The 15,239-nt window shown below is 62.6% G+C and carries 13 protein-coding genes and 3 pseudogenes; 10 read left to right on the top strand and 6 right to left on the bottom strand.

The window, feature by feature from the left end; genetic code table 11:
- Nucleotides 1–232: 232 nt before the first annotated feature.
- Nucleotides 233–940: a hypothetical protein gene (locus tag QQ657_RS40930; RefSeq protein ID WP_284747741.1), complete on the bottom strand. Its 708-nt coding sequence runs from the start codon at nucleotides 938–940 to the stop codon at nucleotides 233–235.
- A complete protein-coding gene (locus tag QQ657_RS40925; protein WP_284747740.1) occupies nucleotides 937–1,944 on the bottom strand; it encodes a DUF4268 domain-containing protein in 1,008 nt (335 codons plus the stop codon). Before QQ657_RS40925 ends, QQ657_RS40930 begins: the two co-directional genes overlap by 4 nt.
- Before the next feature lie 198 nt (nucleotides 1,945–2,142).
- Between QQ657_RS40925 and QQ657_RS40920 the strand changes: the two genes are divergently transcribed.
- The 5 genes from QQ657_RS40920 (at nucleotide 2,143) to QQ657_RS40900 (ending at nucleotide 6,008) form a co-directional block, all read left to right on the top strand.
- Nucleotides 2,143–3,201 carry a PDDEXK family nuclease gene (locus QQ657_RS40920; protein ID WP_284747739.1) on the top strand — a complete coding sequence of 353 codons (1,059 nt, stop codon included), beginning with the start codon at nucleotides 2,143–2,145 and terminating at the stop codon, nucleotides 3,199–3,201.
- A 183-nt stretch (nucleotides 3,202–3,384) separates the two neighbouring features.
- Nucleotides 3,385–3,849 carry a histone-like nucleoid-structuring protein Lsr2 gene (locus tag QQ657_RS40915; RefSeq protein WP_284747738.1) on the top strand — a complete coding sequence of 155 codons (465 nt, stop codon included), beginning with the start codon at nucleotides 3,385–3,387 and terminating at the stop codon, nucleotides 3,847–3,849.
- 90 nt (nucleotides 3,850–3,939) lie between these two features.
- Nucleotides 3,940–4,206, top strand: coding sequence for a hypothetical protein (locus QQ657_RS40910; RefSeq protein ID WP_284747737.1), 267 nt, complete (start codon nucleotides 3,940–3,942; stop codon nucleotides 4,204–4,206).
- Between the two features lie 140 nt (nucleotides 4,207–4,346).
- Entirely contained in the window at nucleotides 4,347–5,099 is a 753-nt protein-coding gene (locus QQ657_RS40905) for a hypothetical protein (RefSeq protein ID WP_284747736.1), read from the top strand.
- 126 nt (nucleotides 5,100–5,225) lie between these two features.
- Complete coding sequence (locus QQ657_RS40900; protein WP_284747735.1) at nucleotides 5,226–6,008, top strand: NYN domain-containing protein; 783 nt, start codon at nucleotides 5,226–5,228, stop codon at nucleotides 6,006–6,008.
- Between the two features lie 329 nt (nucleotides 6,009–6,337).
- Here QQ657_RS40900 and QQ657_RS40895 read toward each other — a convergent pair whose 3' ends face one another.
- Nucleotides 6,338–7,873, bottom strand: a complete 1,536-nt coding sequence (locus tag QQ657_RS40895) for a recombinase family protein (RefSeq protein ID WP_284747734.1) — start codon at nucleotides 7,871–7,873, stop codon at nucleotides 6,338–6,340.
- A gap of 1,114 nt (nucleotides 7,874–8,987) precedes the next feature.
- Between QQ657_RS40895 and QQ657_RS40890 the strand changes: the two genes are divergently transcribed.
- The 5 genes and pseudogenes from QQ657_RS40890 (at nucleotide 8,988) to QQ657_RS40875 (ending at nucleotide 11,492) form a co-directional block, all read left to right on the top strand.
- Nucleotides 8,988–9,326, top strand: a complete 339-nt coding sequence (locus tag QQ657_RS40890) for a hypothetical protein (protein WP_284747733.1) — start codon at nucleotides 8,988–8,990, stop codon at nucleotides 9,324–9,326.
- Nucleotides 9,319–9,537, top strand: a pseudogene (locus QQ657_RS56830) (putative T7SS-secreted protein); the annotation flags it as partial. The gene QQ657_RS40890 and the pseudogene QQ657_RS56830, both read left to right, overlap by 8 nt.
- Nucleotides 9,530–9,817 (top strand): annotated as a pseudogene (locus tag QQ657_RS56825) (putative T7SS-secreted protein); the annotation flags it as partial. The pseudogenes QQ657_RS56830 and QQ657_RS56825, both read left to right, overlap by 8 nt.
- A 328-nt stretch (nucleotides 9,818–10,145) precedes the next feature.
- Nucleotides 10,146–10,604: a NucA/NucB deoxyribonuclease domain-containing protein gene (locus QQ657_RS40880; protein WP_284747731.1), complete on the top strand. Its 459-nt coding sequence runs from the start codon at nucleotides 10,146–10,148 to the stop codon at nucleotides 10,602–10,604.
- Nucleotides 10,605–10,607: 3 nt separating this feature from the next.
- Nucleotides 10,608–11,492 (top strand): hypothetical protein, encoded by an 885-nt coding sequence (locus QQ657_RS40875; RefSeq protein ID WP_284747730.1) that lies wholly within the window; start codon nucleotides 10,608–10,610, stop codon nucleotides 11,490–11,492.
- 301 nt (nucleotides 11,493–11,793) lie between these two features.
- Here the strand turns inward: QQ657_RS40875 and QQ657_RS40870 are convergent, their stop codons facing one another.
- The 3 genes and pseudogenes from QQ657_RS40870 to QQ657_RS40860 form a co-directional block, all read right to left on the bottom strand.
- A complete protein-coding gene (locus QQ657_RS40870) occupies nucleotides 11,794–12,669 on the bottom strand; it encodes a patatin-like phospholipase family protein (RefSeq protein WP_284747729.1) in 876 nt (291 codons plus the stop codon).
- A gap of 66 nt (nucleotides 12,670–12,735) precedes the next feature.
- Complete coding sequence (locus QQ657_RS40865; RefSeq protein WP_284747728.1) at nucleotides 12,736–13,836, bottom strand: hypothetical protein; 1,101 nt, start codon at nucleotides 13,834–13,836, stop codon at nucleotides 12,736–12,738.
- Nucleotides 13,837–13,940: 104 nt separating this feature from the next.
- A pseudogene (locus QQ657_RS40860) lies at nucleotides 13,941–14,855 on the bottom strand (fatty acid desaturase family protein).
- Nucleotides 14,856–15,239 lie beyond the last annotated feature (384 nt).

The raw sequence follows: 15,239 nt of genomic DNA, 5'->3' as shown, positions 1-15,239 counted from the left end.
GCCAAGCGGCCAGTGACAGGCGGTAGGCGGCACCCGCGGGACAAGTCGCGCCAAATGGCGGTTGACACCCGTTAGCGTGACGCGCAGGCAATCCGTCCATATCGCGATTCACACGACCGAGTGGCTACTCATCTCTTCGGCTACTGTCGACTCGCCAATGTCTGACTGCCTTCGGCCGTAGCTCGGATCCTTGATCAACCACGACCAGGCCGGACTCCCTCGATGCGCGGAGCTACCGGTACTGGCGGCGCTGAGCCGCGAGGATGTCGGCGCGCACCTGCTCCGGCAGCTCGGCAACGAAGACCTCGATGTGCTGGTCGCGTAGCGCGGCGGCCGCCCACGATCGACCAGTTTGGAAGGGCTTCGCGGCGGCCTCGTCGGAGAAGCACAGGATCAGCCGAGGCCGCATCGGCAGCGTTGACGCGATCCAGGCGAGCTTGAAGGCGTCGGCCAGCACCTTGTGTTTCTGCGCAACCTTTGGCGGTCCTTGGTGAGCCCACGCCTCGACCAGCAAAGAGCGGTTGTCGTCGGCCCCATCGACCTCGACTCGAGCGCCGGTCGCCGTCACTATCCGTTGTGGCCCCAGCTTGAGGCCGAGCGTGTCAGCCAAGTAGGCGATCATCACGCCTTCGGCGGCCCGCTGCTCAGCACTCGAGCCCGGTGTCACCTCAATCGAGTTACTGACGGGCTCGATCGGAGCCGCTGCTCCGACGACGCGGCCATCTGACTGCGGCTCACGGAGAGCGTTGACCAGCTTGCCGGCGTTTCCGATATATCGCTGGAGCTGGCCATCGGCGGCGAGCCGGCGGCAGACTTGGTTAATCGTCTGCCGCTGGGCGACGCCGAGCCTTTGGGCGAGCTCGTCGTCATCCCAGGGACGAGCGCTGGTGCGCAGCGTGTCGAGGATACGTTCCGAGATCGTCCCCGAGGTCGCAGTCACTGGACCTCTCCGTCCAGCTGGTCCGCGGCCTGCTCTGCTTCCTTGGCTGCCTTGGCCAAGTTGCGCAGCCGGCCATCGAAGTGCTGGTGCAGCGCGCTCGCCCGCTCAACGCTCCACTTGACCGCCTGCTGCCTGGTGTCTTCGTCTGCGGTGTCGAGATCGAAGCCGGCCAGGTAAGTCGCGATACGGCTGCTGCGGTTGTTGTCGAGACGATCCCAGTCCAGCGTGAACCCGACCGTCTGCTCCAGTAGCTCACGGTCGGCGGCAAGGCCGTCGAATATCTGCTTTGTCGACGGCTTGCTACCGGTGTCGAGGAAGATCTCGACGCGGTAGCCCTGCTTGGTGAAGGTGAGACTGTAGTAGCCGAACGGCCCAGAAGCGAAGCTGCACCAACTGGCGGTCTGCGTCTTCGGAGCCCGGATCGCCGGATAGGTCGTGGCCATCAGGTCGAAGACGTCCTCGAAGAAGGCCATACGCTGCTGGTTCTTCGGTGAAGCCACCGCCTTGGACGTCTCTTTCGCCGCCTTTGCCCAGTCGTTGGGTTCGACGACAACGTTGAGCACGGGGGCACGCAGCGAGGCACCGATGTGGACGACGCTGACTTCGATCCCGAAGGCCCGGACGTCAGCGTCGGTGCGCTCATTGAGCCAGACCAGCGCGCTCCGGTGCTCTTCCCTGAGGCGTGTCGTGATCCAGATGGCGATCGACGCTTCAAGGCCGCTGGCGTATACGAGCAGCTGACCGAGGTGCGAGTGGTCGCTCGGTTCGAGCTGGTTCTCGATGATGACGTGCTTACCGTCTGGGTCGGTCGCATGGATGTCGACGCGGAAGTCGCCAACCAGCACCTCTTGACGCACGACGGTCAACGGTAGGCCGATCACGTCACTGAGTACGTCGATGTTCGAAGCCAACCAGGGCGTGAAGTCGCCAGCCTCGTGCTTCCAGATGTCGCGGGGATTCGGCAACTGCTCGAGGCGGCCGAGGCCGTATGCGTCCGTACCCATCGTCCAGATGTAGCACCGGCAAGGACGTCAAGGCGAGGCCATGCGCGAGCCGTAGCCCAGTCGATAGATCGTGATCTGTCGACGAACCGGCTGCCGTGGCGGCCAGCATGTTGCACGAACGACAGTGCTCGGCTTGGCGATGCGGCTGTGACGTGACGGTACTTCCCACAGCGAGATTGGTCGGCGAAGCTGGCGCGCATGCCGCTCTTCGAACTGACCGCCGACAAGTTAAAGACCGTGCCGTTGTCGACCTTCGCCTCCGAGCAAATTCTCGAGCGCGCCGATCTGCAGCGACTCCTCCGTGCACAGATCGACACGGTCGTCGAAGACGTCCTCATCGTCAGCGAGGAGTTCGCCGAGTTCGCCGGCGCCAGGCGACGCATCGATCTTCTCGGTATCGACCGCGAGGGCAAGCCCGTGGTCATCGAGCTCAAACGCACCACAGACGGCGGCCATCTTGAGCTCCAGGCGCTGCGCTACGCCGCGATGGTCTCCGCCCTCACCTTCGATGACGTCAGCGAGGCATACGAGCGCTACTTGCTTCAAGTCAAGCCCGACGCCGCGGACAGCGCCCGTGGCCAGCTGGCCGACTGGCTTGAGGACGTCGGCGGTGAGGACGCCGTCCTGACGCGCGATGTCCGCGTGGTGTTGGTGTCCAGAGGGTTCGACAGGGAGATCACCACAACCGTCCTGTGGCTGAACGAGGTGTATGGCCTGGACATCCAGTGCATTCGGCTCACCCCGTACAAGGTCGGCGAGCGACTACTACTCGACGTCCAGCAGGTCATTCCCCTCCCGGAAGCTGCCGACCTGACCATTCAGCTTCGGCGACGAGAATCTCAGGCTCGCGCCGCCCGGGTCAGTGAGGGGCGAGATTGGACGCCCTACGTGATCACCACGCCGGACGGGACCACCGAGCCGCTGCGCAAGCGTCAAGCGGTCCTCGCGCTGGTGAGCGGACTCCATGCCGCCGGCGTGCCTGGTACCCAACTGGCCGAAGCTATTCCTGGCCCGCGCATGCTCAGCCTGCCAGGCTCCCCCAGCGATGATGACCTTGCCGAGGAGTTCGTCACCCGATACCCCAAAGCCAAAGGCAATCTGCGCCGCTGGTTCATCGAGTCGCCTCTACGCGAGGCCGATCGGACGTGGATTCTCAGCAAGATGTGGGGCCGAAACACCGAGCCTGCACTTGCCAACCTGCTCGCACTCGCACCCGAGGGCTTGGCGTTCGCGTACGAAGCCCGTCCGCGCGACTGACCAGCTAATCGACCTGGTTTGCCGCCCTTCGCGTATAGGCGGCTGAGCTATGGCGAAGGTGCTCGTCCGGCCGACGAGGCGTCCGGCGCCGAGTGTCAGCCCGCTATCTCCGCCTACTGAATCTATGCTCGATAATGCGCTCTTAATCGCGTGCTCATGTCATTCTGTTGAAAGGCCTACTTCATGGCTCAGAAAGTCCTCGTTGAAATCGTCGACGACCTCGACGGCGGGACCGCCACGCAGACGGTGCCCTTTGCCCTCGACGGCGTCTCGTACGAGATCGATCTGTCCGACAAGAACGCGCAGGCACTGCGTGACGTGTTCGCGCACTACATCGAGGTCGGTCGGCGCACCGGTGGACGCCGGATCAAGGTGGCGGCCGGCCAGTCGACGGCGGGCACTGGCAGCAGCCGCGGCGAGTCGACCAGCGCGGCCAGCCGCGAGCACAACCAGCAGGTCCGTGCTTGGGCGATGGCCAATGGCTATGAGATTTCGGAGCGCGGACGGATCTCGAAGGAGATCTACGCAGCCTTCGAGGCCGGAGAGCCCGCTGAGCCAGCCGTTGCACGGGAACCCGAGCCTGTCGAGGATGCAGCTGCCAAGCCGGCCCGCAAACGGGCGCCGCGGAAGAAGGCTGACGAGAGCTGACCCGAGCACCGTCGCTTGGCCGACGAGCCCGTGTAACCAGCGCACCTAACGAAGCGACTAAGTACTGGTGCAAGCTTCGGGAGGTGCCTGATGGAACGTCAGGCAACATGGCGAGCGCTCGCCGTTACCTATGGCGTTGTCGCCGTGATCCAGCTCTACCTTGCAATCGTTATGAACGCGACCTGGGCTGGGGTGCTGGCCACGGTCTGTGGCGCTGCCGCGGTCAGCTTCATGATCGCGGCGGGTCGCCGACGAATTCCGGAGCCCGACGACGGCGCGGCCGTGCAGCATGCCGGTCGCCCCGCCGTAACAAGCACTCCGCCGAGCGCGACTTCACCCTACGATCATCCCGGATGATCAAGCGGTACGACGAGCACTATCCGCACTGGTCAGTGTCGACGCCGCGGCATCGATGAGCATCGAGGGACACACCTGCGAACGGTCGTGGCCACTCCGGCACGAAACTGGGTGAATTGTGACAACGCAAGGAGTTCGGTGTGGCCTCTGACGCCCTCGAAGGACCGGTCCCGGAGTCGAGCGGACGAGGCCAGGCGGTGCTCGACTTGCTGGACAAGGCCATCGGCGCGCAGGCACCGCTGGTCAGCAAGAACATCGCTCGGGCGCGCCAGCGCAGGCCGGATGCGACACCGGCGGAGATCGTCCGCACCCTAGAGCGGATGTACGTCAGCGCCCTGGCGGGAACGGGTGCCGCGGTCGGGGCCACTGCGGCCGCGCCCGCTGTCGGTACCGGGATCGGACTGGCGCTGTCTGCGGGCGAGTTTTTCTCCTCGCTTCAGCTGAGCACCCTGTTCGTGCTCTCGGTCGCCGAGGTCCACAGCATTCGACTGGACGAGATCGAACGCCGGCGGATGTTAGTCATGGGCGTCCTGCTCGGCGAGTCCGCCTCCACGACCATCGGCAAGGTCGCCGAGCGCACCGGTCAGCATTGGGGCCGCCAACTCGTCGGCAAAGTGCCCCTCGCGACGCTGCGCCAGATCAACAAAGTCCTGGGCAGGAACTTCATCACCAGATACGGCACCAGGCAGGGGATCATCGTGCTCGGCCGGGTGGTCCCCTTCGGCATCGGCGCGGCGATCGGTGGCGGTGCCAACGCCGCCCTAGCCGCCCTGGCCGTCCGGGCCGCGCGACGTGCGTTCGGCCCAGCCCCGCAGGCGTGGCCCGAAGCATCGCTGAATCCCGTGCCTCTGACGCTGGATTCTCACCTCGTTCATCCTGATCAGTGCTCCTGACCGGCACCGTAGCCAGCGGCATCGAGGACATCAGCCTGCTGTGCTGCTTCGACATCATCCTCTGGATGCAGGCGACCAGGCGGCCTGACGGAACGCCCAGCCACCGACGATGAACGGAGCGCCAACATGACCGCAGCTACCGGGCCTGGCAACGCCGATCAGGTCGCTGTCTTCATCGACTTCGAGAACCTGGCGATCGGCGCCGCCAACAGCCTCCCCGACCAGGCCAACCCGGTGCCGTACGCTGCACTCGAGCTGGTCTGCCGTGACTACGGCAACGCCTCGATCCGCCGCGCCTACGCCGACTGGGCGAAGCAGCAGTTCGGCAAGTACCAGAACGACCTGGCTATGAACGGCGTCGACCTGATCCAGATCCAGCGGTTCGGGATCCAGCAGAAAAACGCCGCTGACATCCGGATGGCCGTCGACGCCATGGAAACCTTGATCACGCATCCGGACGTCGGGACGTATCTCCTGGTGGCTGGCGACGGCGACTACTCACCGCTCGTGCAGCGGCTACGGGAGTTCGGCAAGCACGTCGTCGGCGTCGGCACCGAGGCCTCTGCCAGCCCGCGGCTGGTCTCGGTCTGCTCCGAGTACAAGTACTGGGGCACCCTGGTTGCAGCCGTCGAACCGAGCGCGAAGCCTACGGTCGAAAAGACGTTCGACATCAAGCACGGCGAAGAGCTGCTGGTCCGGGCGATCAAGCAGAGCAACACGCCGACACCGGTGGCAGCCTGGCTCAAAGCCCGAATGCTGACTCTCGATTCGGCCTTCGACGAGCGGAACTACGGCTGCCGGAATTTCAAGGAGTTCCTCGGTCTGCTGCCCAACACCGTCACGGTGCAGGCCAGCGACGGGCCCGGTGACTTGCGCGTTCGGCTGATCGAGCCGGACCCTGCTCGTTAGAAGGCGGCTGCTAGCAATAGAATGGTTTATGCAACTTGGTCTGCCCCTGGAAGAGCTGGAATAGCAGTGCTGCAATCGCAAAGGCCTTACGGAACCTAAGTGACATTTTAGAGTCTCCCTTCTTCTTATCAGTCACCACCGTCAGATCACGAGGATCTTCATCTGCTGCAGGTGAATGGTCCGAATTAGAGATATCAATACACACTTCAAAGCTCACACCAGGGTCAACCTCTGCCGCTTCAGGGACAGACCAAGTTGCACAAACCACTTTTTAGTTGAAGAATCAACAAGCTACCAGGGTGCAGCCCACGCGTCAATGACATCCGCGGTCAGCCACCCTGAGGAGGTTGGTCTCGCCCGTGCGTCAGCCGGGGTAGTTCTGTGACCTTGCTCCATGTGCGTCGAGTTTCGACGGCCCGCTCGTTCCGTCCAACAGGTTTCGGAGCAATGATCGCCGTCAGCGTCGCCACGTTAGGGTCGAACCGAATGGCAAGCCCGAGAGCGCGGTACCCGTCGGCCGTCCCCGCGTTGTCCTCACGTTGGCCCGCGCCTGGTAGCCCTGCCAGCTGATTCGTTGCGACCCACGGACCAATCCGCTCCAGGACGGCATCCTCACGGAGGTACACCGAGGCCGGATGGTCGGCCGACCTCGGCCGGGTCGGCAGCGTCCGAGCGAGGCAACGATAGTAGATACGAGCGCCGTTGACGGAACCCTCCATTTTGCGGCCGCAGAGTGCACAGCGGATCATCCCCTGGAAGCGGTACCGGTGCACCGCACGGCGCATGCCGCGTTCGACCATGCTGCCACCATGAGCCTTGGCACGGCGCAGCTGTTGAACTTGGGTGAACTCTGCCACCGACACAATACCCGGGTGAGCGGGTCGCTCCGAACGCACAACATCGCCTAGAGCGGCTCGCCGGAATCGAACGGCATGGCCGGCGGCCACGTCATCGGGGTCAAGCAGGACATCGTGCTTCGACCAGCGGCCGAACACGGCGTATCCGGTGTAGCGGGGGTTTTCTAGGATGGCGCGAACCGTGCTGGCCTGCCAGCCGTCGCCGCGTCGATGTCGGTTCTGCGCCGGACACCGCGCAGATGGGCATGGGATCCCGTCGCGGTTCAGGGTTGTCGCGATCTCGCGGTCCGTGCGGCTCTCCAGGTACTCAGCGAAGATTCGCGCCACGATCTCCGCTGAGTCCGGGTCGAGCTGCAGCACCCGGAGCCGGAGCCCTTCGGCAGCTTTGCGCGGATGCGGGTGCAGTCCGCCGTCAACCACGACGTAGCCGTAGGGAGGTCGGCCGCCCTGATGCCGACCTTCATTGCGAACCTGTGCGTCCATCGCCGCGCGTACTCGCAGCTGGACGTGCCGACGTTCGGATTCGCTCATCCCTCCGAGCAGGCTCATCAGCATCGCGTGCGACGGGTTCCGCGCCTCGTACCGCCCGCCCAGCTCGGGCACCCACAGGTCAACGCCGTACGCCGCCAGTCTAGGCGCGGTCAGGGAAAACTGATTGCCGAACCAACACCGGGTCCCCTCACCGACCACCACGGCGGCCCACCCACGCTTCGGGTCTTTCAGGTCGAACAAGAGCCGCGCGGCGGCCGGCCGCCGATGCCACGGCACCGAGCGGGACTCGCCGACGTCGAAGTACTCAGCGACAACTCGCCCGCCTCGCGGTTCGATGAACCGTCGAGCGTTTCCCAGCTGCCAGCCTCGCGAGGTCTGCGGATCCTGGTTGTCCTCCGTGGAGCATCGGCCGTAGAAGGCCGTGGCGTCTACGGTCACCTCAACTGGCTCCGCTGCTCCCTTGCCCCACAATGCGTCCAAGGCGGCCCACGGATCGCGCTCAGCGCTGCTGGTCACGGCTGTCCTCCGATCCGCGTGGCAGTACCGACGCGCTCGAGCTCAGACGATCAGTGTCGACCCGCGGGAATGGCGTAGCCGCGATGTTCACTCCGACGAGTGGTCGTCACGCGGAGGAAGTCCCGCCATCTCGACACCCGGCGGGTGGCCCTGTCGATGTCCCTTGGCCGTCTACTTTCCCCGTTGCCCCGGTGACTCCGAGACTCCCCGGCTGGCTAGTCGCTAGCGAACGCGGTCGAACAGAAGGGCACGCCGTACGAGCGAGTCGCGCTGCACCCGCGGGCGTGCAGTGCAGGCCAACGAAGCCCCCGCAGACAACCCTCCGTCGGCTACGCTCATCATGGCGGAGTGACCGAGAACACTCCGCAGGCCGGAATCCTTGAGCTTGAGAAGCTGCTCTACCCGGACCTGTACAAGCTCGTTGACCCAACCAGCCGAGCGGCGCAGGTTGGGTGGGGCGTCTTCTTCACCGTTGCCCACCAGATCAGGGCCGTGCTGACGCCCCACCGGGACAAGGTGTGCTTCAGCGCTGGCCCAAACCGACGAACGATCATCGAGTACGCCCTCTTCCTCGTCTGGCTGGCTGACGAAGGCGACGCAGCTGTTGACGTATTGAACCGGTCGCTGCAGAACTCATCCGGACGAACGGCTGCTCAAGCCTTGGCACCTCATCGAGGAGTACGACAGCAGCCTCAAGCCGTTCTACGCTGCCGAGTCCCGCTTCAGCCACGTCTCCATGACGAGCGTCCAGTTCTTCGTGAAGACGCAAAGCGATGCTGTGTCGCTAACACAAATGCCGGATCCAGAAGAGACCATCTCATGCCCCGAGTTCTGCCTTCACACGTTCGCGCAGGCGTTCGCGACGTTCAACAGACTTCTCATGGAGCAACCCTGGACCGCGGAACTGGCGAGGATTGCGGACGAGTTCGGCGCTGATATCCGTCGACCTGCCCGGAAGGCGAAGGCATCCAGCTCGGCCACCCCGCCGGCCCGGCGGCGAGCACGTCCTCGGCAGTCGCTCCGCCGACGAGTGACGCTTGAATGGCGTCGCTCAACGTGTCGACGCGACGCCGTAGGGTGGACGCCGATCTTGGTCATCCACGGGGAGGGTGCGATGCCAGACGGCTTTGCTGTCGACGTCGAGGCACTGAAGTACGCCGGGCTCGGGCTGTCCGATCTACTCGGTGACCTCGGCGAGCTGCAGGTCGAGAACATCGACTGCGACCGGAGGTTCATCGGGCACACCAAGCTGGCCGACTCCTACGAGTCGTTCACAACCCGGTGGGCGCTCGGCATCGAGAACCTGACCAAGGACGGCGAGCAGCTGTCCCGCCGCCTGGTCGACGCGGCTGGCGCCTACATCAAGGCCGACCAGGCACACGAGCACAAGCTCAAGGGCATCTTCGACGACACGGGCGCGGACCCAGGCGCCACGGCGATGAGCGATGGCTGAGCTCGGCGAGACGGACGACCCGAAGGCGCTCGTCCCCGGCGAGGCGAAGGAGATCCAGGCGTCGACCGTCCACCTCACGGTGTACGGCGACACCATGATCCGCATCGGCGAAGGCTTCAAGAAGCTGGACACCGGTGGCTGGTCGGGGCCGGCGGCCGACGCGTATCACGAACGCACCCACGCCGAACCGGCCCGCTGGCTGACTGCGGGCGACGCCTTCCCACGCGGCCGCCACGGCGATCAACGGCTACGCCTCGACGCTCGACTGGGCGCAGGGGCAGGCACAACAAGCCATCGACCTGTGGAACCTGGGCGAGGAATCCACCCGCCAGGCCCGCACCGTCTACGACCGCGACGTCACCGCGGCCGGGCGAGAAGCAGCGTCCCGCAGCGAACCGCCACCGACCGCGGCACCGTTCCAGGATCCCGGCGAGCCGAAGCGTGCTCAGGCGCGCTCGCTCCTGAATGAGGCCCGAAACCAGCTGGCCTCAGCAGGCAACCAGGCAGTCGGCCAGGTCGATAAGGCCCAGGCCGGTGCCCCAGAGGAGCCGACCTTCCTCAATGACGTCGGCGACGGGCTAACCTCGGCCGCTGAGTTCGTTGGACACAACTTGGCGAGTGGCCTGGGCGACGTGACGAGCACTCTCACAGACACGGCCGGCGACATCACCAACAACCTCGTCCACGCCGCTGGCGACATCGTTCATGACCTCGGCGACGGCGTCGGCGGGGTACTCAGTGACGTCGGGGAGTTGACCGGCTCGGACGACCTGAAAGACGCCGGCAATACCCTCACCTCATCGATGCACGAGGCCGGAGGTGCAGTCGACCGCGCTGGTGATGCCGCTGAGCACTGGCTGCAGGGCGCGTGGCAACGACGCCAAGGCGTTCCTCAGCGGCGACGAGCCGAAGCCCAAGGGATCGCACTACGTGATCATCGACCAGGGCGACTACCCCGAAGCCGCCGACCATGCCCGCGAAGCACAGATGGGTACGTCGTGGCGCGGTGACGAGTCGTTCCCGCGGACCCCGCCGGCCGACGTCACGATCGACCGGGAAGGCGCGGACGACCGGCGCACCGAATCGATGAAACAGGTCCCGAAGACGAGGCCTGGCTACGATCGCGACGAGTACCCACCGGCGGTGTTCCTGGAAGGCGGCGAAGGTTCGTCCGTGAAGTACATCGAACCGTTTGACAACCGCGGCGCGGGCTCGTCGGTGAAAAACCAGATCCGCGACCTGGACAACGGCGGACGCGTCACCATCCTGGTGGACTGACAGATGACCGACCTGCGACCGCTCGACCAGCTGCTCGCCGCGGCCCGCGCACCGCTCGGGCCCCACATCCAGCTTGACCTTGGTCACGACACCGGGCCGCTGGCCGAACTCGCCGAGCTACTCACCCGGGTGAACGGGTTCACCGCCTTCAACGCCGGGGTGCAGGTCTTCCACGCTGGTGCGGCCGGCCTCGGCCCCGAGCTCGGACACTGGAACGAGCCATCGACCTGGAAAGACACTTACGCCGGGCTGGCTGACGGCCTGTTCTGCTTCGGCCAGGACCTCTTCGGCTGCCAGTTCGCGGTTACGGACAACCGCGAAGTCGTCGTCTTCGACCCGGAGACCGCCGAACGCACGCCTGTCGGGGTCGGCCTCGACGACTGGGCAGCATGGTTGCTCGAGGATCCGGACGTCCGCGGCGCCCGCCGGTTCGCCACTGCCTGGCAGAACGAGCGCGGCGCGCTCGGGCACGACCAGCGACTGATTCCACTGCAGATGTTCACCATGGGCGGGCCGTACGACTTCGATAACGTCGTGATAAAGGACGTCGCCACGTGCATGCGCATCCGCGGCCCGCTCGCCCAGACGATCCACGACCTACCTGACGGAGCTCAGGTACACCTCATGGCTGAACACGCCCCGGCCGACACGCCCGGCAGCAAGCAGCTTGCTTACGCCGAACTCGACGTCTTCGCCGACTACAGCAGCTTCATGGTGCAGGACGAAACCGCGCGGTTCGAGCCGGACCGCGCGTGGGCGAAGGCACTGATCACGGACATGATCGCAGCACGCGAGGGCGTGATCGGGGTTGGCACCGCACGGCGCACAACTGTGCCAGTCATCCTCGACGTCCGATCCGAGGCGCCGGACGACAACTTTGACGGCTGAGACCACGTCACCGAGGCTGGTCTGCACGTCGAGTCGGGCAAAGTCATCGTCTCGATGCTCGACTACAGCGACGCTCCGCCTCGCACTGCAGTGCCTACCAGCGACTACACCGTGCGCGTCTACGCGAAGGGATTCGGAACCATCTCGAGTGACGGCATCCACGGCGACGATCTGTATCACGTCGTATTGTGGCCGGGCTTAATCCAAGACCCATCTGTACTCAAACAGTACCCTGAACCACTTCCCGCCGGGTCAGTCTCGCCAACCGTAAGCTCAGGCACCGACGAATCAGCCGTGCCTACTACAAGTCAACCTGTAGTTGGCTGAGCGCCTTGACAGCGTCGCTATACCCAAGCGCTTCCAGTTTTCGCAGCTTCAGTTCGTCTGTCTCTACTCGGCTACAGACCAAGGTGGGGTCCGAAGGACTGATCCGCACAACACGTGCGCCCATAAAGGAATCGAGCTCCATTAGGCTATCAACAGCCCCAGCGAGCGGGTTCCTGGTCAACATTAGATTCCGAACCGACGACGAGATGCCGGGTGCATATCGGATAATTCGCGCCTCTTTACCATCCGCCACTTCTGCCAGAGTAAGAGACGGTACACTGGAGATTGCAACGACAACATCTGGGTTGTGTCGAAATGCCCTCAAGGCTGGCAACGGGTCCGAAATTCCACCGTCCACATACTTTCGGCCGCCTATAGTCACCTTGATTGGGTAAAGTACCGGTATCGCCATCGTCGCACGCAACGCGAGAACAAGATCAGCGTCATTCTCGCATTTAGCAACATCAAAATACTCGGCACTTGCCGTGTAAGCATCCGTTGCAGCCACCTCGAATACGATTCCCTGCCCACCAAGAGTCGCGCACGATATTGACGTGACGTCTCGCATGGTCTCAACAAGGTAATCAACATCGACGATCTTGTTCAAACGACGCTGATTAATAAATCGCGTACTTGCCAGTCTTGACAAAAGGATATCAGTGACCTCTGCAACGGACGGTGCGTTCTCGTCAGAGACTTGATTCGCCAGAACCGCCGCAGATACGCAACCCGCGCTAGCCGCATGAATCGTCTTTACCTGATGACCATAACCAGCTTCGACTATTGCACGGACAGCACCGACGCAGTAAATAGACCGCATCGCGCCGCCCTGGATCGCGATTGATATCATCAAGAGCTCCTCGTCAAAATTATCATACCCATCCATTATACGCCACGAGGCGTCGAACCCGACGCCCTACGGAGTGAAGTATTTGACCAGCTGCACCACTATCGCAGACAGCGGTCCCAAGATCGACAGAGCGCCGGCCACGAGCCAACGTTGACGTATCGGCGTAGCTGGAATCTGAGAGACCAGTTCAAGCTGTTGATAGGCGACGAGCATTCGAAGAGACGATGGCACGGAGTCCTCCCTAGCCGCCTCCTGCAACTTGCGACCGATCTCTGCTCGCTGATCATTACGATCGGTCCGCACCTGTCGGCGAAAGTTTAGCGTCACCTGTATGAAGACGTACAGTACGACGCCAGCGAAAAGCACGAGGACAGCCACCGTGACCGGACTACCAAGTGAGGGCTGTACAAAGAAGGACATTGCCCACGCACTCAGTAGCGTGCAAACTACACCAGCCTCCATATTGGAAATAATTTGCCGAAGCTTAGACCACCCATACAGGCCGTCCGGATTGATCATGTTGGCTTTGAACTGATAGTCACCCTTACATTTTTGCAGGAAGCGAACGTAGGTCAAACCCAAAACGGCTTCCGCATATACCATATATATGCCAAGAGTGCCTATTAGCAACCAGACTAGTCCGCCAACACGGAAAGGATGAAGACTGGCCCACCAATCATCGTAGAGACCTCCAGGTTCCAGGAAGTTGAACAGCGTTTTCTTCAGAAGAAGGTTGACCGTCAGGGTAAACCCAAACGCCAGCCCAAGCACCAGCCACGAGTATTTGCCCCGTTTGCGCAACTTCGCATTCACTTCGTCCACTGCGGCCGTCAGCGCAACGCGACCAGCTTCACTATACTTGATACAACCGGCCGACTTCATCGCCGAGTGAAGTACGGAGGCGTTACGATATAAGCTGTACACCAAACAAATAGACACACCAATCGTGACGCCAAGAACAAGCGACGGATAGTCACGCAAGAGCGGGACTTGTCCACCAGCACCGTTCCTCCTCAAAACAAAGTCCACCAGGTCCGGCCACATCTTTGGACTGGATTTGCCAGGCAAGAACATGGACGAAATCGAGGCCGTCCAGGTTGCAAGAACGACAAACAGAACGCCTACGCATACCGCCAGGATCGACGGCTTGAGGTTCCACTTATGCAATCTGCCCAGAATTATTGGATCGACCTCGAACGGATTTATGTCAGGGACCTGATCTGGCGCTTCGACAGGGACGTCATCGTCTGTGGTGATAGAGGTTAGTCTCGTCAACTGTACTCCCGTATCGGTTGCGGTTCCGATTCATCCCCTGGACGTCGAGCAAGCTTCGTGAGCAGCCGAGCATGGGAAACCACCGCCATGAAGATGGTTTGATGAACCGGCAATTCGACATCCATTTCCCGCAAGCACTTCTTCAGACGTCCCGTCGCTGCAGGAAGCTCCAGAAAGCTCAAGGTTGGGGCAAGGTGATGCATGATGTGGAAGTTCACACCACCGCAGAGCCACCACCAGGCCCCTCTGGATGTTCCCACATCGGTCGTTCGGACAAGTTGCTCACATAATGGATAGACCTCTGAGAACTCCTCATCGCCGATCGCCAGCTCAGTGTTATGTTGAACTTGGGTAATAAGAGAAGCCAGAGTGCCTGTTATCAACATGAACAATGTCCAGTCGACGAGCGCCTCCGACAGCGGTCGGAACACGAACAGCGGAATCCACACGACGGCGAAGGCGACGTACTTGTCGACAAGGAAGACCCAGACGGGTGGCGCCGATCCAAACTCTTTGTACTTTTGGTATCGACGCGAGTACCAGACTTCGTTGGGCTTCAGCATATTCAGAGTTGCGAAAGGCATCAAGAACCATATGTGAACATGTTGAGTCCTATGTCACACGGACCAGTCCTGCGCAATCGACACTCGCGCCAGTAGCCCAAACTGGATATCCGGGTCAAACTCGGGATTGCTCACATATCGATGATGCATACGTACATGCTTGTATTGCCACCAAAGAGGACTAATGCCCAAAGGGCCTGCACCAAGGCGCTCGACGAGCCTAGCAGCCATTGCAGACCACGGGACATTACCGTGGACCGCATCATGGAACCACGAACCCAATAGCGAAACGGTCGCAACCGCGAATAGCGCGACTCCAAGATAGTCGATCGGCCACGGTACGAACATCAACGAGTACCCGAGCAAGAGGGGGATGACACGAGATGCAAGGTCCAGAAGCAGCGCTCTGTTCGACGGCCGGCGCCGACGGCGCAGCTCCGCTGAACGGAAAGAACGCAACGTCAGTTCCAGATGCCGAGACCTCGTCGGCGCGCTTGCCGCCACGGCTTCTTTCACGATCGACTCCTTGACATCGGTGGAGCCCCCGAACACCCAGCGGCTCCGACCAGGACAGTCGTAGAACACGGATACGTGTTTCTAAATCCGGTTCAAGTACTCTGAACGAGCTCTTGACGTGACGCAAACGTAACAACAGGCGCAGTACTGTCACGTTTTTGTCCGTAACATTCCCCCCAGTGGACCTCAGGGGTTGCACTAGCCGGCGGCCCGCCG

Source organism: Amycolatopsis ponsaeliensis (genome assembly GCF_030182635.1).
Taxonomy (GTDB): Bacteria; Actinomycetota; Actinomycetes; order Mycobacteriales; family Pseudonocardiaceae; genus Amycolatopsis; species Amycolatopsis ponsaeliensis.
This window is presented reverse-complemented; position numbering and strand designations above follow the sequence as displayed.

Coding starts and splice junctions, on each gene's coding strand:
- QQ657_RS40900 (WP_284747735.1), top strand. CDS start 5,226: ATGACCGCAGCTACCGGGCCTGGCAACGCCGATCAGGTCGCTGTCTTC.
- QQ657_RS40875 (WP_284747730.1), top strand. CDS start 10,608: ATGACCGACCTGCGACCGCTCGACCAGCTGCTCGCCGCGGCCCGCGCA.
- QQ657_RS40910 (WP_284747737.1), top strand. CDS start 3,940: ATGGAACGTCAGGCAACATGGCGAGCGCTCGCCGTTACCTATGGCGTT.
- QQ657_RS40890 (WP_284747733.1), top strand. CDS start 8,988: ATGCCAGACGGCTTTGCTGTCGACGTCGAGGCACTGAAGTACGCCGGG.
- QQ657_RS40920 (WP_284747739.1), top strand. CDS start 2,143: ATGCCGCTCTTCGAACTGACCGCCGACAAGTTAAAGACCGTGCCGTTG.
- QQ657_RS40925 (WP_284747740.1), bottom strand. CDS start 1,944: ATGGGTACGGACGCATACGGCCTCGGCCGCCTCGAGCAGTTGCCGAAT.
- QQ657_RS40870 (WP_284747729.1), bottom strand. CDS start 12,669: ATGATATCAATCGCGATCCAGGGCGGCGCGATGCGGTCTATTTACTGC.
- QQ657_RS40915 (WP_284747738.1), top strand. CDS start 3,385: ATGGCTCAGAAAGTCCTCGTTGAAATCGTCGACGACCTCGACGGCGGG.